Source organism: Paraburkholderia dinghuensis (assembly GCF_003837865.1).
Taxonomy (GTDB): Bacteria; Pseudomonadota; Gammaproteobacteria; order Burkholderiales; family Burkholderiaceae; genus Paraburkholderia; species Paraburkholderia dinghuensis.
In genome coordinates this window covers 120,590-144,630 of the sequence record NZ_RQIS01000014.1, presented here as the reverse complement: position 1 = coordinate 144,630, position 24,041 = coordinate 120,590, and the positions used below count along the sequence as shown (strand labels likewise).

General features: G+C 65.3%; 17 protein-coding genes. 7 read left to right on the top strand and 10 right to left on the bottom strand.

Annotated features, from left to right (window positions below):
• Positions 1-89 precede the first annotated feature (89 nt).
• The 5 genes from recG to ubiA all read left to right on the top strand — a co-directional run bounded on the left by recG (position 90) and on the right by ubiA (position 5,744).
• Positions 90-2,576 carry an ATP-dependent DNA helicase RecG gene (gene recG / locus D1Y85_RS19285; protein ID WP_246024980.1) on the top strand — a complete coding sequence of 829 codons (2,487 nt, stop codon included), beginning with the start codon at positions 90-92 and terminating at the stop codon, positions 2,574-2,576.
• Positions 2,577-2,732: 156 nt separating this feature from the next.
• Positions 2,733-3,692, top strand: a complete 960-nt coding sequence (locus D1Y85_RS19280) for a hydrogen peroxide-inducible genes activator (RefSeq protein WP_124152675.1) — start codon at positions 2,733-2,735, stop codon at positions 3,690-3,692.
• Between the two features lie 194 nt (positions 3,693-3,886).
• Complete coding sequence (locus tag D1Y85_RS27960) at positions 3,887-4,012, top strand: hypothetical protein (RefSeq protein ID WP_281278303.1); 126 nt, start codon at positions 3,887-3,889, stop codon at positions 4,010-4,012.
• A gap of 172 nt (positions 4,013-4,184) precedes the next feature.
• Positions 4,185-4,673, top strand: coding sequence for a Dps family protein (locus D1Y85_RS19275; RefSeq protein ID WP_124152674.1), 489 nt, complete (start codon positions 4,185-4,187; stop codon positions 4,671-4,673).
• Positions 4,674-4,880: 207 nt separating this feature from the next.
• Positions 4,881-5,744, top strand: coding sequence for a 4-hydroxybenzoate octaprenyltransferase (gene ubiA / locus D1Y85_RS19270; protein ID WP_124152673.1), 864 nt, complete (start codon positions 4,881-4,883; stop codon positions 5,742-5,744).
• Between the two features lie 101 nt (positions 5,745-5,845).
• Here the strand turns inward: ubiA and proC are convergent, their stop codons facing one another.
• From proC to D1Y85_RS19240, 6 genes are all read right to left on the bottom strand, one after another.
• Entirely contained in the window at positions 5,846-6,661 is an 816-nt protein-coding gene (gene proC / locus D1Y85_RS19265) for a pyrroline-5-carboxylate reductase (RefSeq protein ID WP_124152672.1), read from the bottom strand.
• Positions 6,662-6,683: 22 nt separating this feature from the next.
• Positions 6,684-7,382: a YggS family pyridoxal phosphate-dependent enzyme gene (locus tag D1Y85_RS19260; protein ID WP_124152671.1), complete on the bottom strand. Its 699-nt coding sequence runs from the start codon at positions 7,380-7,382 to the stop codon at positions 6,684-6,686.
• A gap of 166 nt (positions 7,383-7,548) precedes the next feature.
• Positions 7,549-8,778, bottom strand: coding sequence for a glycolate oxidase subunit GlcF (glcF, locus tag D1Y85_RS19255; protein WP_124152670.1), 1,230 nt, complete (start codon positions 8,776-8,778; stop codon positions 7,549-7,551).
• A gap of 18 nt (positions 8,779-8,796) precedes the next feature.
• Positions 8,797-9,885: a glycolate oxidase subunit GlcE gene (gene glcE / locus D1Y85_RS19250; protein ID WP_124152669.1), complete on the bottom strand. Its 1,089-nt coding sequence runs from the start codon at positions 9,883-9,885 to the stop codon at positions 8,797-8,799.
• Between the two features lie 159 nt (positions 9,886-10,044).
• Positions 10,045-11,538, bottom strand: a complete 1,494-nt coding sequence (locus D1Y85_RS19245) for an FAD-linked oxidase C-terminal domain-containing protein (protein ID WP_124152668.1) — start codon at positions 11,536-11,538, stop codon at positions 10,045-10,047.
• A 75-nt stretch (positions 11,539-11,613) separates the two neighbouring features.
• The gene (locus D1Y85_RS19240; protein ID WP_124152667.1) at positions 11,614-13,029 is read right to left on the bottom strand and encodes an FAD-linked oxidase C-terminal domain-containing protein; all 1,416 of its coding nucleotides are present in this window, start codon (positions 13,027-13,029) and stop codon (positions 11,614-11,616) included.
• 178 nt (positions 13,030-13,207) lie between these two features.
• On the opposite strand from D1Y85_RS19240, the gene D1Y85_RS19235 reads away from it, so the two are divergent.
• Positions 13,208-13,783 carry a cob(I)yrinic acid a,c-diamide adenosyltransferase gene (locus tag D1Y85_RS19235; protein ID WP_124152666.1) on the top strand — a complete coding sequence of 192 codons (576 nt, stop codon included), beginning with the start codon at positions 13,208-13,210 and terminating at the stop codon, positions 13,781-13,783.
• 175 nt (positions 13,784-13,958) lie between these two features.
• A complete protein-coding gene (gene hmpA / locus D1Y85_RS19230; RefSeq protein WP_124152665.1) occupies positions 13,959-15,164 on the top strand; it encodes an NO-inducible flavohemoprotein in 1,206 nt (401 codons plus the stop codon).
• Between the two features lie 127 nt (positions 15,165-15,291).
• On the opposite strand, the gene aroG is transcribed toward hmpA, so the two are convergent.
• The 4 genes from aroG to D1Y85_RS19205 all read right to left on the bottom strand — a co-directional run bounded on the left by aroG (position 15,292) and on the right by D1Y85_RS19205 (position 23,982).
• Positions 15,292-16,365 (bottom strand): 3-deoxy-7-phosphoheptulonate synthase AroG, encoded by a 1,074-nt coding sequence (aroG, locus tag D1Y85_RS19225; RefSeq protein WP_124152664.1) that lies wholly within the window; start codon positions 16,363-16,365, stop codon positions 15,292-15,294.
• 414 nt (positions 16,366-16,779) lie between these two features.
• On the bottom strand, positions 16,780-18,246 hold the full coding sequence (tldD, locus tag D1Y85_RS19220; protein WP_124152663.1) for a metalloprotease TldD: 1,467 nt from the start codon (positions 18,244-18,246) through the stop codon (positions 16,780-16,782).
• 119 nt (positions 18,247-18,365) lie between these two features.
• Positions 18,366-19,205, bottom strand: a complete 840-nt coding sequence (locus D1Y85_RS19215) for a carbon-nitrogen hydrolase family protein (RefSeq protein ID WP_124152662.1) — start codon at positions 19,203-19,205, stop codon at positions 18,366-18,368.
• Between the two features lie 235 nt (positions 19,206-19,440).
• A complete protein-coding gene (locus D1Y85_RS19205; RefSeq protein WP_246024979.1) occupies positions 19,441-23,982 on the bottom strand; it encodes a YhdP family phospholipid transporter in 4,542 nt (1,513 codons plus the stop codon).
• Between the last annotated feature and the right edge of the window lie 59 nt (positions 23,983-24,041).

Here is a 24,041-nt window from a genome sequence, read left to right as displayed (position 1 = left end):
GCCGTTGACATGCGGATCAACCGCCGGACTCGCGTCCGTTGTCTGCCGCGTCACGCCGGAAAGCCGATATTGTACTTGCGAAGCTGCCTATGCCCTCATCTGTGAGCCGTCTGATGCCCGAACCCGACTCGTCCGGCGATCCGCGCGAGCGCGCCGGTGCGCGCGACGCGGCGGCAGACGGCGAGCGCGCGAATGCGCAGCGCACTCCGAAGCGCCGGACGCAGTCGCGGCGAGATGCGGATGTCGCGAATGTCGCGGATGTCACGAACAACGCGGCGGGCGCTGGACAGACCGCTCCGGAGACCGCAAGCGACCGCGATGTGTCCGCTGCACCGTTGCCGCCAGCCGCGAAGCGCGGCAAACGCGTGGTGAGCGCGGCGAGCGCGCCGCCCGCCGACGACGAGAATGGCGGCGCAGGCGACGCGCCGAAGGGCAAGAAGAAGACGCCGGGCGCGAAAGAGAAGCCCGCAGTCACGAAAACCGCCGATCGCCTTGCCAAACTCGGCCTCACGCGCGACATCGACCTCGTGCTTCATCTGCCGATGCGCTACGAGGACGAAACCACGTTGACGCCGATCGGCGAGCTACTGCCGGGCGGCGTCGCTCAGAGCGAAGGCGTTGTTTTCGACAACGAGATCGCCTACCGTCCGCGCCGCCAGTTGCTCGTGAAGCTGCGCGACGACCACGGCGACGAACTCGTCCTGCGCTTTCTGAACTTCTACGGCTCGCAGGTCACGCAGATGGCAATGGGCCGACGCCTGCGCGTGCGCGGCGACGTGCGCGGTGGATTCTTCGGCATGGAGATGGTGCATCCGGCGGTGCGCGTCGTCGAGGACGACACGCCGTTGCCTCAGGTGCTCACGCCGGTCTATCCGTCGACGGCGGGCGTGAGTCAGGCGTATCTACGCAAGGCGATCGACAATGCGCTGTCGCGCGCGTCGCTGCCCGAACTGCTGCCGGAGGCTGTCGCGCGCGAGTTCATGGAACCGCTTCACTTGCCCCAGCTGATGGAGTCGGTGAAGACGCTGCACCATCCGGGCGTCGGTGCCGACGAAACCGCGCTGATGGACGGCACGCATCCGGCGTGGACACGCATCAAGTTCGAGGAACTGCTCGCGCAGCAGCTCTCGCTCAAACGAGCCCACGAAGAGCGCCGCACGCGAGCGGCACCGGTCATGCCGTCGCGCGAGATTGCGACGAACGCCAGCGCAAGCGACACCGCCGATGACGCAACCGCGCCGCTCGTCGCGCGCCTTCGCGCGTCGTTGCCGTTCCAGCTGACGAACGCGCAGCAGCGTGTCGTCGCGCAGATCGCGCACGACCTCGAAGAGCCGCATCCGATGCAGCGTCTCTTGCAGGGCGATGTCGGCAGCGGCAAGACGGTGGTGGCGGCGCTCGCGGCCGCGCAAGCCATCGACGCGGGTTATCAGGCGGCGCTCATGGCGCCCACCGAAATTCTCGCGGAGCAGCACGCGCGCAAGCTGCGCGGCTGGCTCGAACCGCTCGGCGTGCAGGTGGCGTGGCTCGCGGGCAGTCTGAAGGCGAAAGAGAAGCGTGCGGCACTCGAAGCGGCCGCGCTCGGCACGGCGAAGCTCGTGATCGGCACGCACGCGATCATTCAGGACGCCGTCGAATTCGCGCGCCTCGGCCTCGTGATCGTCGACGAACAGCACCGCTTCGGTGTGGAGCAACGGCTCGCGCTGCGCGCGAAGGCGCAGAACGCAAAGTCCGCCGATCACGGCGCGCGTGAATTTCAGCCGCATCAGCTGATGATGTCGGCGACACCGATCCCGCGCACGCTCGCGATGACCTACTACGCGGACCTCGACGTCTCCACGATCGACGAACTGCCGCCCGGCCGCACGCCGATCCTCACGAAGCTCGTCTCCGATGCGCGCCGTGAAGAAGTGATCGCGCGCGTGCGCGCGGCGGCGCTGACGGGGCGCCAGGTCTACTGGGTTTGTCCACTGATCGAGGAGAGCGAGACGCTGCAACTGCAGACCGCCGTCGAGACTTACGAGACACTCGTGGCCGCGCTGCCGGAACTGACGGTCGGGCTCGTGCACGGACGACTCTCGTCGACGGAGAAGGCCGCTGTGATGGACGCGTTCTCGCGCAACGAAGTGCAGCTGCTCGTTGCGACGACCGTGATCGAAGTCGGCGTGGACGTGCCCAATGCCTCGCTGATGGTGATCGAGCACGCCGAGCGCTTCGGCCTCGCGCAGCTGCATCAGCTGCGTGGGCGCGTGGGGCGTGGCAGCACGGCGTCGGTGTGCGTGCTGCTCTACAGCGGGCCGTTGTCGCTCACGGGCCGTGCGCGTCTACAGACGATGCGCGAAACCACCGACGGGTTCGAAATCGCGCGCCGCGATCTGGAGATCCGTGGCCCCGGCGAATTCCTCGGCGCGCGCCAGTCGGGTGCAGCGATGCTGCGTTTCGCGAACCTCGAAACGGATGCCTGGCTCATCGAACCGGCGCGCGGCGCAGCCGACCGGCTGCTGCACGACTGGCCGCACGTCGTCACACAGCACCTGAACCGCTGGCTAGGTGCGCGCGAGCAATATCTGAAGGCCTGACGGACAGCGCCGACGGATCTTCGAACGTACATCTAAGCATTACCTGCTCAATCGCGTGTTCCCGCCCGAATATGGGCGTTGAATATTGGCGAATCGACGCCATAGGTGTATAAGTACAGACTATCGAATTACCTTTCCTGATTGGTCCCTAAAGAAATGACGCTCACTGAACTGAAATACATCGTCGCGGTTGCCCGCGAGCGCCACTTCGGACGGGCCGCCGAAGCCTGTTTCGTCAGCCAGCCGACTTTATCGGTCGCCATCAAGAAGCTCGAAGACGAACTCAACGTGCAGATTTTCGAGCGCGGCACGAGCGAAGTGAGCGTGACGCCGATCGGCGAACAGATCGTCACCCAGGCGCAGCGCGTTCTCGAACAGACGCTTGCCATCAAGGAAATCGCCAAGCAGGGCAAGGATCCGCTCGTCGGGCCGCTGCGGCTTGGCGTGATCTACACGATCGGACCCTATCTGCTTCCGACGCTGGTCAAGCAGATGATCAAGCGCGTCCCGCAGATGCCGCTCATGCTGCAGGAGAACTACACGCTCAAGCTGATCGAACTGCTCAAGCAGGGCGAAATCGACGTGGCGATCATGGCGCTGCCGTTTCCCGAAACCGGCCTCACGCTGCGCGCGCTGTATGACGAACCGTTCGTCGTCGCGCTGCCGTCCGGTCACGCGTGGGAAAAGCGCGAAAAGATCGACCCCGACGATCTCAAGCAGGAAACGATGCTGCTGCTCGGCAGCGGCCACTGCTTCCGCGATCACGTGCTGGGCGTGTGTCCTGAACTGATGCGCTTCTCGCAGAACGCGGACGGCATCCAGAAGACCTTCGAGGGCTCGTCGCTCGAAACGATTCGCCACATGGTCGCGAGCGGCGTCGGGATCACGGTGCTGCCGCGCATGTCGGTGCAGGAAGTGAAGCCGCATGCGGGCGGCGCCGACTCGGGACTCCTCTCGTATGTGCCGTTCGATGAGCCGGTGCCGGATCGGCGCGTTGTGCTTGCGTGGCGCAAGAGCTTTACGCGCCTGCCCGCGATCGAGGCGATCGTCGACGCCATACAGGCCTGCGACCTGCCCGGCGTCAGAAAGATCGAGGCGCCGGCCGAGGTGGCCTGACGTTTTGGCTCCTTGAAACCGCCGCTAGCGCTGGCTGGCGGCGTAGTCTATTTTCCCTTTCCGCTTCCCACGGCGATTGGCTGTGCGCCACGTTAAATGCTATTTAATAGATTAAATAAATCAAAAATAAACTATCAATAGCTGCATTAGAATTCTTCCAACTGATCTCTACCTGAAATCAACTGGAGGAAGTGATGCACGCTCTTACCCGTCTTCCGCTGCATACTGGGTCGCTGCGTCGCGCAAGTGGCTTCGCGATTTTCGCGGGCGGGATGCTCGTGCTCGCTGTTCACGCGGCGGTGCGTCTCTTCGGTGGTTGAATCCGGGGAACTCGCAATAACGTTGCGCTGTGCGGTAGACAGGGACAGATGATCGTTTCTGTTCCGCACCCTACGATAAACTTACATTAATTCGATCGTTCACGGATCGCCAGCGAAGCGGCGTAACCGGATCGACACCGATGGTTCGTCTCCCTGCAAACAAGGAGTTGTCATGGCTAAAAAAGCAACTGTGCAGCATGTGAATATCGGCATTAGCGACAAGGATCGCAAGAAGATTGCGGAGGGCCTTTCGCGCCTGCTCGCCGACACGTACACGCTTTACCTGAAGACACACAATTTCCACTGGAATGTCACGGGGCCGATGTTCAACACGCTGCATCTGATGTTCGAGACGCAGTACACGGAACTGGCGCTGGCCGTTGACTTGATCGCCGAGCGCATTCGCGCGCTGGGCGTGCACGCGCCAGGAACCTACAAGGAGTTTGCGAAGCTTTCGTCGATTCCGGAAGCGGACGGCGTGCCGGCAGCGGAAGAGATGATCCGCCAGCTCGTGGAAGGCCAGGAAGCCGTGGTGCGCACGGCGCGCGCGATTTTCCCGGCGACGGAAGCCGCCTCCGATGAGCCGACCGCCGATCTGCTCACGCAGCGCATGCAGACGCACGAAAAGACAGCGTGGATGCTGCGCGCGATGTTGGCATAACCGGTTTTTCGCGGTGCAGGGTACCGCGATTCGTTGGCTTCGTTGCTGCGTGGGCCTGCTGGAATGTCCAGCAGGCCTTTATTTTGATGGCTGGCGCCCGATGAGCAATCAACTGCGCCCGATTCTCGTGCGCGGTGGCCTGTGCGCGAGGCGGCGTTTGCTGGACACGCTGGCCTACAATAGCGGCATCATTTTTTTGCTCCGACCATGTTCGCCCGAATCCCGCTCTATCTGCGGCTCGTCCGCATGGACAAGCCGATCGGCAGCCTGCTGCTGCTGTGGCCTACGCTCAACGCGCTGTGGATCGCCTCGAACGGCCGCCCGCCGTTGGCGCTGCTCGTGATTTTCACCGTCGGTACCGTGCTCATGCGCTCGGCGGGCTGCGCGATCAACGACTATGCGGACCGCGATTTCGACCGCCACGTGAAGCGAACAGCCGAACGGCCCATCACGTCGGGCCGGATCCGCGCGTGGGAGGCGGTGGCGATTGCAGCGGTGCTCGCGCTCGTTTCGTTCCTCCTGATCTTGCCGCTCAACACGCTCACGAAGGAGCTTTCGGTGGTGGCGTTGTTCGTGGCGGTGTCGTATCCGTTTACGAAGCGATTCTTCGCGATTCCGCAGGCGTATCTGGGCATCGCGTTCGGTTTTGGCATTCCGATGGCCTTTGCCGCCGTGCAGGATCACGTGCCGCTCATCGGCTGGATCATGCTGGCGGCGAACGTGCTCTGGTCGGTCGCCTACGACACCGAATACGCTATGGTCGATCGCGACGACGACATCAAGATCGGTATCCGCACCTCTGCACTGACGTTCGGCCGTTTCGATGTGCTTGCGATCATGCTGTGCTACGCGGCGACGCTTGGCGTTTACGTCTGGGTCGGCATCGAGCTTGGCTTCGGGCTGCTTTACTGGATCGGCTGGGCCGCCGCGGCAGGCTGCGCGGTGTACCACTACACGCTCATTAAAGACCGTGAACGCATGCCGTGCTTCGCCGCCTTCCGCCACAACAACTGGCTCGGCGGGGCGCTGTTTGCGGGCATCGCAGCGCATTACGCTTTCGCTTCGATGTAACGGTGTGCCGGCGCGGCGCGTTTGCCGCTTCGGGCGCAAGCGCCACGGCGGCAGACGCGTGCTTCACCAGAAACACGCGTACTGCTGCGAATCCGGCTCGCTTACTGCTTGCCGAACTCCTCGCCCATTTCCTTCGCGCGCGCGTTGGCGGCCAATGCGCCGCGCACGATGGCATCCTTTACGCCGGACGCCGCAAATGAAGCAAGCGCCGCGGCCGTCGTCCCGCCCTTCGACGTCACGCGTTCGCGCAGCACCGAGGGTGATTCCTCCGACTGCAACGCGAGTTGCGCTGCGCCCGTGAACGTCGCGATGGCGAGTGCGCGACCTTGCTGCTCGTCCATGCCAAGCTGGCGCGCCGCTTCTTCCAGCGCCTCGATGAAATAGAACACATACGCCGGACCGCTGCCCGAAATCGCGGTGACCGCGTCGATCTTTGCTTCGTCGTCGAACCACACGGTCTGACCAACCGCGCCCAGCGCGTCCGATGCGAGCTGGCGGCCCGCCGCGTCCACACCGAGGCTCGCGACGAGACCCGTCGCCCCCATCCCGATCAGCGCAGGCGTATTCGGCATCGTACGAACGATGCGTGCGTGGCCATTGAGCCAGCGCGACAGGTCGTCGATCCGGATGCCGGCCATGATGCTGATGACCACCTGGTGTGCCCCGAGATGAGGCGCGATTCCTTCGGCCACGCCCTTTGCGATCTGCGGTTTGACCGCGAGCAGCACGGCGTCGTAATCGGCGAGTGCCGCGTCGGCGCTCGCGGCGGTGCGCACGCCGAACTGGTCGGCGTTGCGCTTGCGGACGTCCTCGTTCGGATCGATCGCGTACAGATTGCTGGCGGGCACGCCTTTGCGGATCAGGCCGCCGATGAGTGCGGCGGCCATGTTGCCGCCGCCGATGAATGCAATTTTCATGGTGATGGAGAGCGTCAGTGAATCAGTGAGCGTAGTCGCGAGCGCCGAAGATCGCGGTGCCGATCCGCACGATCGTCGCGCCTTCGAGCACGGCCGCCTCGAGGTCGGCCGACATGCCCATCGACAGTGTGTCCAGCGCGAGCCCGTCGGCGCGAAGTGCGTCGAACAACTCGCGCAGTTGCCGGTGCGGCGCGCGCTGGCCCGCGAGGGTGGACTCCGGTTCGGGAATCGACATCAGTCCCCGCAGCCGCAGATTGGGCAACGCCGCGATCGCACGCGCAATCTGCGCTGCTTCCTGCGGTGCGACGCCGCTTTTGCTGGCCTCGCCGCTGACGTTGACCTGCAAGCACACGTTGAGCGGTGCCATGCCTACGGGCCGCTGTTCCGAGAGACGCTGCGCGATCTTGAGGCGATCGACCGAATGCACCCAGTCGAAGCGTTCAGCCACGGGCCGTGTCTTGTTCGACTGGAGCGGCCCGATGAAATGCCAGTCGAGGCTGGCGCGCAGATCGGCGAGCGCCTCGATCTTGTCCACGGCTTCCTGCACGTAGTTCTCGCCGAATGCACGCTGTCCAGCCGCGTGCGCGGCACGCACGTCCTGCGCGGGGAATGTCTTGGAAACTGCGAGCAGCGCGACCGAATGCGGATTGCGGCCGGCGTTGCGGGCGGCGGCGGCGATGCGTTGCTGGACGGCTTCGAGATTGCGGGCGAGATCGGTCATGGGACTTGGGGCTGGCCGCCTCGCGTTGCAGGCGGCCGTTTAAACGAACCGGAACGAACGAAGGGAATTATACGGACTGCGCCGGATGCGAAACATAGGCCGAACGGCCGGCTTTTTTCGTGTCCGGCGCTCCGTTACGCTGATTCGACTTTTCGACTTCGTGCGTTCAGTTCGCCGCCAGCATATGTTCGACCAGCTCGATCCAGTGTGTGACCGGTATCGTTGTGCCGCTCTGCAGGTGCGCGATGCAGCCGATATTCGCCGACACGATCAACTGCGGATCGAGCGCCTTGAGGTGCTCGACCTTCTGGTTGCGCAGCGTATAGGACAGGCGTGGCTGCAAGATCGAATACGTGCCAGCCGAGCCGCAGCACAAGTGGCTGTCGGTTGGCAGGCGCACGTCAAGACCGAGCGCGCCCAGCACCTTTTCCACGCCGCCGCGCAACTGCTGGCCATGCTGCAGCGTGCAGGGCGGATGCCACGCCACCGTGTGGATGCCACGTCGGCGCGTCGCCGCGATGAGCTGATCCTGGAACGCAGGGAGGATTTCGGAAAGGTCGCGCGTCAACTCGACGATACGGCGTGCTTTCTCCGCATAGGCCGGTTCACTGCGCAAGAGGTGCGCGTATTCCTTCACCGTCGCGCCGCAGCCCGAGGCGTTCATCACGATCGCCTCCACGCCTTGCTCGACGTAGGGCCACCAGGCATCGACGTTCGCGCGCACGTCGGCGAGGGCTTCGTCCACGTAACCCAGATGCAGGCGGATCGCGCCGCAGCAGCCGGCTTGGGGCGCCACGACGGTCTCAATGCCGAGTGCATCCAGCACGCGCGCTGTCGCGATGTTGATGTTCGGCATCATCGAAGGCTGCACGCAGCCCGTAAGCATCAGCATTTTGCGCGCGTGCTTCGCCGTGGGCCAGACGAGCGGGCGCTGGCGTACGGGCACCTTGTCGCGCAGGCGCCGTGGCAGGAGCGGACGGAGTTGCTGTCCAAGCCGCATCGCTGGCGAGAACAGCGCCCGGCGCGGCACGAAGCTCGCCAGCACCCGGCGCAGGATGCGCTGGCGAAGCGGACGCGGCACCATCGCCTCGGCGTGCTTGCGGCCGATTTCGACGAGCCTGCCGTACTGCACGCCCGAGGGGCAGGTGGTCTCGCAACTGCGGCACGTGAGACAGCGGTCGAGGTGCATCAGCGTGCTCCTCGTCACGTCGGCACCCTCAACCATTTGCTTCATCAGGTAGATGCGTCCGCGCGGACCGTCGAGTTCGTCGCCGAGCAGTTGATAGGTCGGGCACGTTGCCGTGCAAAAGCCGCAATGAACACACTTGCGCAGGATGGCGTCCGCTTCGTCGCCGTCGGCGGTGTTCCGGATGAAGTCCGCGAGGTTTGTCTGCATTGCGGGCGGTCGTTGGGTTCAGAAGTCGGAGTACAACCGGCCGCGATTGAAGATGCGGGCCGGATCGAAGGCGGCCTTCAGGCCTCGGTGGATCTTCATGAGCGGCGCGGGCAGCGGCGTGAACACGCCTGCGCTGCGGTCGTAGTCCCGGCCGGTGCGGAACATCGTCGCGTGGCCGCCTGCCTGCTTGGCTGTGATGCGCACGGTTTGGGCGTCGGTTTCCGTGATCCACCAGCGCTGCGCGCCGCCCCATTCCATCAATTGGGCGCCGGGCAACTGCAGTGGCTCGGCGATCGAGGGCAGCGCGAGACGCCAGAGCGCCGCGTCCGGCGCGATGGCCGCGAAGAACGGATCGCTCTGCTCGCGCAGGCCAGCCCAGAAGCGTTCGGCTTCCACCGCGTCCACCACCTCGCCGCCCAGCGACGCGCGCGCGGACTTCACTGCAGCATCCGCGCCACCCAACCTGACAGCGAGCGTGCCGTTTCGCCAGGCGCTCGCCGTGATCGGCAACGGGCGTCCCCCCCATTCGTTGAGCTTGCGCACTGCGTCGCTTCCGCTCATGTCGAACTTGAGCGTCGCTTCGGCCTGCGGCATGGGCAGCACTTTCACCGACAGTTCGAGCATCAGCCCAAGTGTGCCAAGCGAGCCGGCGAGCAGGCGCGATACGTCGTAGCCTGCTACGTTTTTCACGACCTGGCCGCCGAAGTGCAGTACGTCGCCATGGCCGTTCATGATCACCGCACCCAGCACGAAGTCGCGAGCCGCTCCCGCCGCCGCGCGGCGCGGGCCCGCGATGCCGGCCGCAATGCACCCGCCAAAGGTGGCCTGCGCGCCGAAGTGCGGTGGTTCGAACGCGAGCATCTGGCCTTGCGCGGCGAGCGTCGCTTCGATTTCGGCGAGCGATGTGCCCGCGCGCGCGGTGATCACGAGTTCAGCCGGATCGTAGGCGATGACGCCTCGATGCGCGCGCGTGTCGAGAATCTCGCCCTCGAGTGCCTGGCCGTACCAGTCCTTCGTACCGCCGCCGCGTATGCGCAATGGGCGGCCATCGGCGGTGGCCGCGCGAACGCGGTCCGACCAGACGGCTACGATGTCGTCGTCTTCCATGGCGTGATTGTCGTTGTCGTTCGTTTGATTGTAGCCACAGGCCCCGCCCTGGCAACCCGGAGCCGACCCGTATTGCCGGGTGCGTCGATCAGTAGCGGCAGAGGCGGCCGTGCGGTGCCGCAAGGACAGTCGGCGCGCGCGGCGCCGGCTGTCCTTGCGTCAGAACCTCGGCAGTTCGGGATGCGGCAGCAGGTTCCCGCGCACGTGCATCTTGCCGTACTCGGCGCAGCGCGCGCGGGTGGGAATACCCTTGTCGGGGTTGAGCAAGCCGGCGGGGTCGAATGCGTGCTTCACGGCGTGGAACGCATCGCGTTCCTGAGGCGAGAACTGCACGCACATCGAATTGATTTTTTCGATACCCACGCCATGTTCGCCGGTCACCGTTCCGCCCAGTTCGACGCAGGTTTCGAGGATGTCGGAACCGAACGCCTCGGCGCGGTGCCACTCGTCCTGGTCGTTGCCGTTGAAGAGAATGAGCGGGTGCATGTTGCCGTCGCCCGCGTGGAACACGTTGATGCAACGCAATCCATACTGCTGTTCCATCTCGTGGATGCGCGCAAGCAGCAGCCCGATGGTGCGGCGTGGCACGGTGCCGTCCATGCAGTAATAATCGGGCGAGATGCGGCCTGCCGCCGGGAACGCGTTCTTGCGGCCGGACCAGAAGCGCAGCCGCTCTTCCTCGGTGCGCGAAATCTGGATGCGCGTCGCGCCGTGTTCGCGCAGCACGAGCGTCGTGCGTGCCACTTCGTCTGCGACTTCCTCCGGTGTGCCGTCCGACTCGCACAGCAGGATCGCCTCGGCTTCGAGGTCATAGCCCGCGTTCACGAATTCTTCGACGGCGCGTGTGGCCGGCTTGTCCATCATTTCGAGGCCGGCTGGAATGATGCCGGCTGCAATGATGGCCGCGACGGCGTCGCCTCCCTTCACGACATCGTCGAAACTGGCCATGATGACCTGGGCGGTCTGCGGGCGCGGGATCAGCTTCACAGTCACTTCGGTCACGATCGCGAACATGCCCTCGCTGCCGATCATCACGGCGAGCAGGTCGAGGCCCGGTGCGTCGGGCGCGAGCGAGCCGAACTCGACGATCTCGCCGTCCATCGTCACGGCACGCACGCGCAGCACGTTATGCACGGTGAGGCCGTATTTCAGGCAATGGACGCCGCCCGAATTCTCGGACACATTGCCGCCGATCGTGCAGGCGATCTGCGACGACGGATCGGGCGCGTAGTAGAGCCCGAATGGCGCGGCCGCTTCGGACACCGCAAGGTTGCGCACCCCGGGTTGAACCGTCGCGGTGCGGGCGTATGGATCGACTTCAAGAATGCGACGAAAGCGTGCGAGCGAGAGGACAATGCCGTGGCGGATCGGCATGGCGCCGCCGGAAAGACCGGTGCCCGCGCCTCTCGGCACGACCGGAACGTCGAGGCGGCGGCAGATCTGCACGACGCGCTGGACCTGCGATTCCGTTTCCGGCAAAGCGACCGCGAGCGGCAGACGCCGGTACGCAGCGAGGCCGTCGCACTCGTAGGCGACCGTGTCCTCTTCCCGATGCAGCAGGCAGTGCGCAGGCAGCACCGCCATCAAGGCCTGGACCACTTCGCGCTGTCGTTGCGCGAGTACTTCCGGCGACATTTCGCCCGGTGCATTCATGTGTCCTCCCGCAGTTCTGCGCAGTTTTGTCCCGCCGCCGTACGATGGGCCATGGCCCGGATGTCGCTCAGACGCTCAGACAGCCCACGAAAAAATCTTTCCAGGATTCATGAGATTGTGCGGATCGAGCGCACGCTTGATCGCGCGCATCGTGTCCACGGTGTCTACGCCATGTTCTTCCACGAGGAAGCCCATCTTGTGCAGGCCGACGCCGTGCTCGCCCGTGCAGGTACCGTCCATCGCGAGCGCGCGCTTTACGATGCGGTGATTCAGCCGTTCGGCTTCCTCGATCTCTTCCGGTTTGGTCGGGTCGACCAGCATGCAAACGTGGAAGTTGCCGTCGCCGACATGGCCGACGATCGGGCAGGTCAGCGGCGACGTCTTCAGGTCCGCTTCCGTTTCGACGACACATTCCGCGAGGCGCGAGATCGGCACGCAGACGTCGGTCGACAAGGCGCGGCTGCCCGGCCGCAATTGCAGCATTGCGAAAAGCGCGTTATGACGGGCGTTCCAGAGCCGGGTGCGGTCTTCGGGGCGAGTCGCCCATTCGAAACCGTCGCCGCCATTCTGCGCGGCGATCTCCTGCACGAGTTGCGCCTGTTCCTCGACGCCCGCGGCCGTGCCGTGGAATTCGAAAAAGAGCGTGGGCGCTTCGCGCAGCGTCAGATTCGAATGGCGGTTGAGCGCACGCACGGCGAGCGAGTCGATGAACTCCACGCGCGCGACCGGCACACCGATCTGGATCGTCTCGATCACGGTACGCACGGCGTCGGCCATCGAATGGAATGTGCAGACGGCAGCCGACACCGCCTCGGGCTGGGGATACAGCCGCAAGGTGATCCCGGTGATGACGCCAAGCGTACCCTCGGAGCCAACGAAGAGGCGCGTGAGGTCGTATCCCGCCGACGACTTTCGCGCACGCGAGCCGGTTTTGATGACGCGGCCGTCGGCGAGGACCGCGGTGAGCCCAAGCACGTTCTCGCGCATCGTGCCGTAGCGCACGGCGTTGGTGCCGGAAGCGCGCGTCGCGGACATGCCGCCGATGCTTGCGTCCGCGCCGGGATCGATCGGAAAGAAGAGACCCGTATCGCGCAGCGCTTCGTTCAGCTGCTTGCGCGAGATGCCGGGCTCGACGGTCACGGTGAGATCTTCCGCGTTGATCGACAGCACGCGGTTCATCTCCGAGAGGTCGATCGACACGCCGCCCTGCACGGCCAGCAGGTGGCCTTCGAGCGACGATCCGTTGCCGTAGGGAATGATGGGCACGCCATATTGCGCACACAGTCTCACGGCCGCCTGGACGTCTTCGGTGCTGCGCGCGAACACGACGGCGTCGGGCAGTTGCGGGTCGAACATGGATTCGTCGCGGCCATGGTGGGCGCGCACCGCCTCAGAGTTGGAGACACGGTCGCCGAACGTGGTGCGGAGTGTGTCGAGGAGTTCGGCGGGAAACGGGCGGCGTGCGACGGCCGGCGGCGCGGGGTGATTCACGCGGGGTCTCCTTCGTATGGTCGCTGTTTTCTGTGCGGTTCATTCTACGCTGAACGATGGCGCCCGCGAGGGCTTGCCGCGAGCGCCAGGCCATTCATGCGACGCACAAAAACTATAATGTCCGGCCACGCGCAGCGGCGCGCAAGTACACGATTCACATAGTTTCGGAGGACACATCATGGGTAATCGGCTGAGCAAGATCGTCACGCGCACAGGCGACGACGGCACCACCGGACTCGGCGACGGCAGCCGCGTTCGCAAGGACGATGCGCGGATCGCGGCGATCGGAGATGTTGACGAACTCAATTCGCAGATCGGCGTGCTGCTGTGCGAGACGTTGCCCGACGATGTGCGCGCCGCGCTCACGGCGATTCAGCACGATCTCTTCGACCTGGGTGGCGAGCTTTGCATGCCGGGCCATACGATCGTGACCGACGCCCATCTCGCGCGGCTCGACGGCTGGCTCGTCGAGTACAACGCCGGACTGCCTCCGCTCAAGGAGTTCATCCTGCCGGGCGGCTCGCGTGCGGCGGCCCTCGCGCACGTGTGTCGCACCGTGTGCCGGCGTGCCGAGCGTGTTGTGGTGGCACTCGGGGCGGCATCGGTAGAGCAGGGGGCGCCGCTTGCCGATACACCGCGTCGCTATGTGAACCGGCTCTCCGACCTGTTGTTCGTGCTGTCGCGCGTGCTCAATCGCGCTGATGGTGGCGATGACGTGTACTGGCGCAACGACCGCGGCGCATCGGCGGGCTGATGAGCGGCGTCGGAACGCCGGCAATTCAGGGGTAAAAAACAGGGTGGCAACAACCCTCCCCGCGCGGAAAATTAAGGGCCAAAAGCAGATTGCTGCACCTGCGACAAAATGCCCGGACTTTGCGTTGCATCAAAGATGTATCGTGTGGGCATCTTTAACGCGGAGAAACTGAAGAATGACTGCGCTTACCGCCGATCAAATGGCCCTCGTCAAGGCCACTGCTCCTGTTTTTGCCGAGCACGGCGCCACGATCACCAAGCATTTCTACACGAGGATGTTCAATGCGCATCCGGAACTGAAGAATCTCTTCAACCAGGCGCACCAGCAAAGCGGCAGCCAGCCAGAAACGCTTGCTCGCGCCGTTTATGCGTATGCAGCAAACATCGACAATCTGGGCGCGCTCGGCGGCGCGGTCACGCACATTGCTCACAAGCACGCGAGCCTGAACATTCGTCCGGAACACTATCCGATCGTCGGGCGCCATCTGCTGGGCGCGGTCGTCGATGTGCTCGGCGACGCAGTCGATCAGCCCACTCTCGATGCATGGACCGTCGCCTACGAGCAGCTCGCGCAGATCATGATCGGCGTCGAGGCAAAGCTGTACGACGGCGCATCGTGGAGCGGCTTCCGTCCGTTCAAGGTCGTCAAGAAGCACGTCGAAAGCGACGAGATCACCTCGTTCTATCTCGCGCCTGCCGACGGCTCGCCCGCAGGTGGCTTCGAACCCGGCCAGTACGTGAGCGTGGTGCGTTACGTCGACAAGCTCGGCGTCGATCAGCCGCGTCAATACAGCCTCTCCGATGCACCGCACGGCCGCTGGCTGCGCATCTCGGTCAAGCGCGAATCGGGGCGTGGCGAGGCACACCCGGGCCACGTGTCGAACCTGATGCATGACGGCGTGACGGAAGGCACCGTCGTTCACGTCAGCGCGCCGATGGGCGAATTCACGCTCGACCGCTCGAAGGACTCGCCGGTCGTGCTGATGAGCGGTGGCGTCGGCATCACGCCGATGGCGTCGATGCTCGCGACGCTCATGGCCGAAAAGAGTGCTCGCCCGGTCACGTTCGTGCACGCCTGCCGCAATGCGAGCGTTCACGCTTTCCGCGACTGGCTGCACGAAGTTGCCGACGGTCATCCCAACTTCCGCCGTGCCGTGTTCTACGAAACCGTGGGTGCAAACGACCGCGCGGGCGTCGACTACGACTTCGAGGGCCGGCTCGATATCGGCCGCATCGAGGAGGCCGCGCTGCTGCCCAACGCCGACTATTATCTGTGCGGCCCCGTCGCGTTCATGCGCGAGCAACTCGCGGCGCTCGTTGCGCGCGGCGTAGATCCCAAGCGCATTCACACGGAGATCTTCGGCTCGGGCATGCTCAGCTAAGCGTCGCTGCCTGTACCCCGAAAAGTAGCAAGCCCGGCAAGAAAGTCGGGCGATCTACATGAAAAACCCCGGCGTGAGCCGGGGTTTTTGCGCATGTGATTCTGCGTGCGAGGCGGCTCAGTTGCCTTCAGTTGCCACTGCCGCTAGCGACGCGGCGCAGCTTGACGCTCTCCGCGAGTCCCTCGAGCACGGCCACGCTTTCGTCCCAGCCGATGCACGCATCGGTGATGCTCTGGCCATACGTGAGCGCGCAACCTTCCTTCAGGTCCTGGCGGCCCGCGACCAGGTGCGACTCGACCATCACGCCGACGATGCGCTCGTCGCCCGCCGCGAGCTGGCGGCCAATGTCGGCGCAAACGGGAATCTGGTTCTCGTGCTTCTTCGAGCTGTTTGCGTGGCTCGCGTCGATCATCAGGCGCGCGGCGAGGCCGGCTTTGCCGATGTCGGTGCAAGCGGCGTTCACGCTGTCGGCGTCGTAATTCGGTGTTTTGCCGCCGCGCAGGATAACGTGGCAGTCCTCATTACCTGCCGTCGAGACGATGGCCGAATGCCCACCCTTCGTCACCGAGAGGAAATGGTGCGGCTGCGAAGCCGCCTTTATCGCATCGACGGCGATTTTCACGTTGCCATCCGTGCCGTTCTTGAAGCCGACCGGGCACGACAGACCCGACGCCAGTTCGCGATGCACCTGCGATTCGGTCGTGCGCGCACCGATCGCACCCCACGAGATCAGGTCGGCGATGTACTGCGGGCTGATCATGTCGAGATACTCGGTGCCGGCGGGCAGGCCCAGCTCGTTGATGCTCACGAGCAGTTCACGCGCCGTGCGCAGGCCGTCGTTGATCTTGAAGCTGTTGTCGAGATACGGGTCGTTGATGAGGCCTTTCCAGCCCACCGTCGTGCGCGGCTTTTCGAAGTACACGCGCATCACGATTTCCAGTTCGCCCGCGAAGCGCTTACGCAGCGGAAGCAGCTTTTCGGCGTACTCGACCGCTGCCTTCGTGTCGTGGATCGAGCACGGGCCGATCACGACGATCAGGCGGTCGTCCATGCCATGCAGGATGCGGTGCAGCGACTGGCGCGCTTCATAGATCAGGGTCGACGCGGCCTCGGAGCACGGGAATTCGCGGATCAGGTGCGCGGGCGGCGTGAGTTCTTTCAATTCCCGGATGCGGACGTCGTCGGTATTGTGCGGGGGCATGGCGGTTTCTCCTGATCCTGTTTGTAGCGTGCGACGCTGCGAAAATCGGTTAGATGAAAATTGCGACTCGGTTACGTAGAAGGCAAAAAAAAACCGCCAGTTTTGCTGGCGGTTTCTCGTGTATTCGGGTCCTGCGCGTACTATCAACCCTCTCGATCCGCCAGCGGTCTGAGATACCAGAAAAAATAAAAGTAAAACTTCGTGGCGGTCATAGATGGCAAAAGTGACTTTGGCGACTCTGGATCGCGCTCTGGAACGTGAAGTTCGTCGAAAAGGTTGATTGCCTTTATAACCCGATCAAGCCGGCGCTGGCAAGCGCCGTGATGCAAAAACGCGGACTTCGCGCGGATATGCCGCGCAATATGCAGAATAATTGCACGGTGATGCGGAATTTCCGCATCACCGTGCATGTAATCAGACGGTGCCGCCCACGGTCATGCGATCGATACGCAAAGTCGGCTGGCCGACACCCACCGGCACGCTCTGGCCTTCCTTGCCGCACACGCCGACGCCGGAGTCCAGCTTCATGTCGTTGCCGATCATGCTCACGTACTTGAGCGACTCGGGCCCGCTGCCGATCAGCGTCGCGCCTTTCACCGGATACGTGATCTTGCCGTCCTCGATCATGTACGCCTCGGAGGCCGAAAATACGAACTTGCCGTTCGTGATGTCGACCTGGCCGCCGCCGAAATTCACCGCGTAGAGGCCGCTCTTCACCGAAGCGATGATTTCCCGCGGGTCCTTGTCGCCATTGAGCATGTAGGTGTTCGTCATGCGCGGCATTGGCAGTGCGGCGTAAGACTCGCGGCGCGCGTTGCCGGTCACCGGCATCTTCATCAGGCGCGCGTTGAGCGAGTCCTGGATGTAGCCCTTCAGGATGCCGTCCTCGATCAGCGTCGTGCACTGCGTCGGGTTGCCTTCGTCGTCGATGTTGAGCGAGCCGCGGCGGTTCGGCAGCGTGCCGTCGTCCACGACCGTCACGCCCTTCGCAGCGACCCGCTCGCCGATGCGTCCCGCGAACGCCGACGAGCCCTTGCGGTTGAAGTCGCCTTCGAGCCCATGGCCGATCGCCTCGTGCAGCAGCACGCCGGGCCAGCCCGGGCCGAGCACGACGGTCATCGCGCCCGCCGGGGCGGGGCGCGCTTCCAGATTGACGAGCGCCGCGTGAACCGCGTCGTCGACATACTTCGCGAGCACGTCGTCGGTGAAGTAGCCGTAGTCGAAGCGGCCGCCGCCGCCGCCGTTGCCGATTTCGCGGCGGCCGTTCTGCTCGGCGATCACCGTAACCGACACGCGCACGAGCGGGCGGATGTCCGCCGCGAGCGCACCGTCACTGCGCGCGACGAGCACGACGTCGTATTCGCCCGCGAGCGCGGCCATCACCTGCGTAATGCGCGGGTCACGCCCGCGCGCCATCTGCTCGATGCGCTCGAGCAGCTTGACCTTTTCGGTGGCGTCGAGCGAGGCGAGCGGATCAGACGGCAGATACAGATTGCGACCGTCGATGCCCTTGAGCGACGTCGCCACCTTGATCTTCTGCTTGCCGCCGCCTGCTTTCGCGATCGAACGCGTGGCGATGGCGGCCTGGCGGATCGCTTCGGGCGAGAGGTCGTCCGAGTAGGCGAACGCCGTGCGCTCGCCGGACACGGCGCGCACGCCGACGCCCTGGTCGATGCTGAAGCTGCCCGACTTGACGATGCCTTCTTCGAGGCTCCACGCTTCACTGCGCGTGGCCTGGAAGTAGAGATCGGCGTAGTCGACGCGATGCGTGAAGATCTCGCCGAGCGTGCGCGTCAGCACTGCCTCGTCGAGGCCGTAGGGCGCGAGGAGCACTTCCTTCGCGGTCGCCAGATTGCGAATGCTGGGTTCGATGATGTTCATGCGTTCCGTATGGAAAGTCCGATAGGTAGATTCGGGCGGGGTGCTGCTTTTCAAGTTGGGCTGCTGCTCGATTGCCCGATGTGTCGTCGCTTTGCCGTTGCTTTGCCGTTTCAGTGCGTTCAGTTGCAGTCGAGCACGCGATGTCGCCACGCGGGCAAGCTCGCGCGCACGGCGGCGATGCGTTCAAGGTCGACGTCACCGGCCACCACGCCAGGGCCTTCGTCGAGTACGTCCATGACGTCGCCCCAAGGGTCGATCAGCATGGTGTGGCCCCAGGTGCGGCGGCCGTTTTCGTGCTCGCCGCCTTGTGCAGCCGCGAGGACATAGCACTGGTTTTCGACGGCGCGGGCGCGTAGCAGCGTCTGCCAGTGGGCGCGGCCCGTCGTGTAGGTGAACGCGGACGGCACCACGATCAGCGCGCAATCGCCCATTCGGCGGTACAGCTCCGGAAAGCGCAGATCGTAGCAGACCGACAGGCCGACGCGGCCGAACGGCGCGTCGAATGTGCGGACTTCGGTGCCGGGGCGGATCGTGCGTGCTTCGTCGAACGATTCCTTGCCTTTCTCGAAGCTGAACAGGTGGATCTTGTCGTAGCGCGCCACTTCCTTGCCGCGCGGATCAAACACTAGCGACGTGTTCAGCACGCGGTTTTCTTCCGGAGCCGGGTCGGGCACGAAGAGGGGCAGCGTGCCGCCGATCACCCAGACGTCGTGCTTCGAGGCCATATCCGCGAGAAAACGCTGGATCGGTCCGTCGCCGTAGGGTTCGCGGACCTTCAGCTTGTCGCTGTCCTTGTACCCCATGAAGCAGAAATATTCGGGCAGCAACACGAGGCGCGCGCCCTTCGCGGCGGCCTCGGCGATCAGGCGTGACGCTTCGGCCAGATTGCGCTCAGGGTCGGGCGTGCTGACCATCTGCAATGCGGCAACGCGAAACGGCGAGGTGGGGGAGGGGCTCATCGATGGATTCTGACCTGGCTCTGGAACGAGGCCGCGCATCATTCATGCAATGCGGCGGCGGGGTGGCCGGCGACGCCCTGGCGCCGCTTCAGCCGGGACGACTGGCGTTACGGGCAATCCGGCCGTGTGGCTTCGGTATTGCGGGACGCTATATGTACTAATCGCGTTTACTCTCTGCGCGCATCCACTGGGAAACATCGCGCAAGCGCCGCGCCCGCCCGATGCCGTATTGCCCTCAACGCGCCGCGGCTGCGGGCGTTTGCGCGTCAATCTTACCCTGATCGCCTCGCAGCCGCTCGATGTGCGGTTTTGACCACGAGCCGGTGATCGCATACTCGAGCGTGAAGGCCGATTCGAGCGTATGCGAGAGCGCGAAGTCGGCCACGAGGGCGCCGAGGCCGATCAGCGGGTTGATGATCGTCGCTGCGATTACACCCGCTCCGACGCTGAGGGTCGGGGCGACGCGAACGCGCAGATCCTGAGTCTCGTGCACGAGATCCACGGTGCCGGTCATCTGGGCCCGCCCCGGCGCCGTGATGAGCCTGAAGTCATTGGTGTGGCCGACACCGTCCTCGATATGGCCCGTGCCGGTGACGCTGGTAAAGGGCAGGCCTTCGCCGATTATGTCGCGGAAATCCGTGGTCGCGAAGCGCGCGAGGCTCTGCAGGCTCAGCACGCCAAGCAGTCTGGACACACCCGGATCGACCTTGAGGATCTGGCCGTGGCGCAGATCGACAGCGAGGTTGCCGTTGAGCGTCGGGTAATTGATCTGCGACGGGCCTCCGTTCCAGCTCACGTCGCCGGTGAGCGTGCCTCTGCCGCCCTTGAGCGTGCGCGGCATGCCTGCGCGTTCGAGCAGCGCGCCCGCGTCGAGGATGTCGAGATGGAAGTCGAGCGCGGTGCGGCGCGGCGTCGGCGTATCCTCTCCGGCGACTTCGCTGGACGTGCGCCAGTTCCCCGTGGCGCTGAGGTGGGCGGCCGGGTTGCTGATGTCGAGCGCGTCGAGCTGCCAGACCGGCTCGCCGCTCTCGTCGAAATTGTGCGCGTTGACCTGCAGGCGGCCCAGGTCGTGGCCGCGCACGATCAGCTGGTTCACGATGAGGTCGATGGCAGGCATGTTCTGCACCGGTGCCGAGATCGCCCGGCCGATGAGGTCGTTTTCGGTGGCGGCGGGCACGACGAGGCGCGCGAGGCGCGCTTCGAGGGTGCCCGGCGTGCCGGGGACGGGACCGGGCTTCCACGAGAGGTGGCCGGAGACCTGGTTTGACGCGAGGTTCGCCTGCCAGTCCCTGCCGCTGCGCGTGGCGCCGACGACAACGTTTTCCCAATGGCGCTTGAGGAGCGTGAGCGTGCCGACGTGAACCGCAAACCGTGATGGCACGTATTGCGCGAACGCGCCGCCGGGCATGAACTGCGCTGCGGTGGACGAAGCGGCGTCGGAGGCCGGGGTGGTTGGGGCAGCCGTGGCAGCGGCGGCGGTGGCGGCGGTGGTGGCGCTGGCCGTTGCGGTCTGGCCTCGGTCGGCGGTTGACGTGGGCGAGGCGCTCAGGCTCGCCACCGCTTCAGAAGCGGACGTCGGCAACGCGCCGCGTTCACGCGATGTGGCGAGCGCAGCAGCATCGGCAGACGAAGCGCGACCCGGACGCGGCGGCGTGACGACCGGCGCCGCGTCAGCCGCGGACTGGCGTGCCGGCGCGGAGCTTGCCGCCGGTGTCGCGCCGGTGCCCGTGCCACTGGCGCCGGCAGCACCCGCGCTCGCACCAGCCGTGCCGCGAATTTCCTGCACGACGCGACGCCATGCGTCGGCGTCGAATGTCGGGGTGTCGATGGTCGCGATCACGCCTTCCGATGGCAGTTCCGCGGGACGGTTCATCGCGATCACGCCGCGCACCACGTCCGGCACGTGCCCCGGCACGCGCCGCATCACGTAGCGCGCCACCAGCGGCCCGAGCGTCACATCCGCGTGCTGGAACGCCGCCGGATTCCCGGCGTCGGTGCCATCGCCCGTGCCCGGCTGCAGTTCGGCGCGCAGCGGCATCGGTTGCCCGGCGGGCTTGCCGAACGGCGCGGGCAGGTCGAGTGCGAGGTCGGTCAGATCCGAACTCGCCTTCACGTCCGGAAGATGCCCCTGCCTGCCGCTCACGCTCAGCGCGTAAGGCGCGGCGCCGCTCATGCGCCCGAGCGCGGCCGCTGCTGCGCCGCGCAGGTTCAACCCGCGCGCCGCATCGACGGCGACATCGCCCGAGACGTCGAATGCATAGCGGCCATCCGGGTGCAGTGCGCCGCTGGCGCGCAGGGCACCACCGAGAAAGCGGGCCGTCAGTTGCTCGACCTGCGCGCTGTGGTTGGCGAAGTGGACCTTCCCGGTGAGATTCGATACCGGCGGCACGTTGTCGGCGGCAAGCATGTTGTTCTCGAAACCGATCGTGCCTTCCGCGCGCACCTTAGGCATGGGTATGCGCGGGATGTCCAGTGTGAGCGCAAGCGTTGCGGGCCCTTGCGCGCGCACCTTTTCCCCGGCGTGCTTCGACATGTAGCCGAGCGAGCTGTTGTTCGCGTAGTCGAGCAGATCCGCGAGCGGTCCGCGGCCGGTGCCTGTGATGACGAGATCCGACGCTTTGGTGCCGAGGTCGTCGATGCGGCCATTCACGTCGCGCAGGACGAAGTCGCGATAGCGGCCTCGCGCGACGTCGAAGCGCAGCTTGTTTTCGTGGAGCGTGAACACGCCGTCGATATCGTCGAATGCGGGCCACACGTTCGGTGAGCCGTTCCTGAGCGTGCGGGGCGGGAACGGCGTCGGGTCGAAGCGTCCGCGTGTGAACGGTGCAACGATGCGGAACTGCCCCGCATCGGGTGCGCGCGAGTAGGGGAACAGGGTGAGGTCGCCGTGGACCTCGATCGTGGCGCCCTTCGAGACGCCTCCCTGCAGGCCGTGCCCAAGATAGGTGCGGGTCTTTTCGGGCAAGCCCGTCGGCAGGTAGCGCGGGATCGCCTTGACCTGCGCCGTCTCGAAGTCGGCCTTCAGGTCGAGCGCGCCGCGTCCGTGGCCCGGGTTTGAGTAGTGCGCCGTCATCGTCGCGCGAGCGTCTTCGTTCTGGACGCCGAACGTCGAGACATCGACCACGAAGGCTTTGTGCAGTTCGCCCGGTTCGCGCTTGTCCGCGACCGTCCACTTGCCCGCGCCGAAGAGCCGGTCGAACGTGAGGCGCGGATTGTCGAATACGCCTGGCAGCGTCACGGCGGCTTTCGTCGTGTCCAGCTGGAACGTGCCGCGCCTTTCATCGGCGTCGATGTGGCCCCAGAGATTCTCGAAGCCAGGCAGGCCCGCGCGCGGGTGGCCGCGCGGCGTGAGACCCGGCCCCGGCTCCTGAGCGGCCAGGCTGATTCCCTGAAGGTCACCCTTGAAGCGGTAGTGGGTCACCGGCTCGACGATGGGCGCGCGCTGCTCCGAGGCGGCTTCGCCCGATTCGGGCGACGCGCGTTCGAGCGACAGGTCGTAGTTCGCGACAAGGCCCTGTGGATTGAAGCGCACCAGCGCATTGAGCACGCGGCCCGGCAGCGGTAGCGCGCGCATGAATTCGGCAAGTATGCCGAGGTCGATGCGATCGCCCGCCACGCTGATCAACTGGCCATGCTGGAGCGTTTGCTGCCGGAAGCGGCCGTCGAGCGTGGTGAGCGCAAGCGTTCGCACAAGCGGCGTGCCGTCGTCGAGCGGCGGCTGGCCGAGTTCGGCGTGGAAATCGCGCAGTTGCAGCGTGTAGTCGTCGGGCTGCACGCCCACGCGCCAGGCGAAGTGCGCGATGGGCAGGTCGAGGCGCGGCTGCGTCGGGCGGACCTGCAACGCGATGTCCCTGCCGTCGAGCACGCCGGTCGCCGAGAGCAGGTGGCCAGACGCGAAGTGCGCCCAGATCGCGTTGTCGATGCGGCCTGCATAGGTTGCGATCGGTATCTTGATGTAACCGGCGAGCGTCGGTAGATCGACGGGGCCCGTCGAGAGATACGCGTTGCCGTTCCAGTCGGCGGGCTTGCCGGCCGGCGTATCGCGTGCATGCCTGAAGTGCGCGCGGAAGTCGATCGGTCCGTGGAGCACGGTGCCCTCGCTCGGCGCCTGTAGCGCGACGCGGTGGTCGTAGCCGTCGTTGAGGATCGCGAGGCGGATGTCGTTGAGCGCGAGATCGGGCACGTCCCGCGTCGCGTCGTGCCAGCGCAGCGTGCCGCCGCGCAGCACGATGGCCTGCTGGCGCATGAGCCAGGTGGTGAACGTTGCGTTGCCCGTGTGGGCTGTCGGCACCGGCACGCCCGCCACGGTGAGTGTGCCGTCGTCCTCGCGTGCGATCAGCACGTCGGGTTTCTCCACGGTCACGCTCGACAGCAGCAGTTCGAACGTGACAAGCGAGCGCCACGAGACCGTCGCCGTCGCGTGCGGCACCCTCAGCGCGACGGCGCCGTGGCGGTCGCGGATCGTGAGGTCGGTGACGTCGATGCCGGGCTGGAAATCGAGCCAGTGCGGCCCGAGCTTGCCGATACGGAATTCGGCGTGGATTTTGTCGGAGACGACGGCTTCGATGCGAGGCCGGAAATGGTCGATGTGCGGCAGGACGACGTAACGCAGTCCGAGCAGCAGCCCCGCGACGATGAAATAGAGGACGAGCGCAATGGCGGCCAGCACGCGCAGCGTGTGGCGCAGCACGGGATGGTGGTGCTCGGGCGCATCCGGGGTCTCCCGGGTGGCATGTCCGGTTTGATGCGGGCCGGCGGGATCGTTTCGCTCGGACATGCTGCTGCGGGTACGGTGTGATAGCGTTGCGTTCTGACCACGAAATGTATCACATGGGG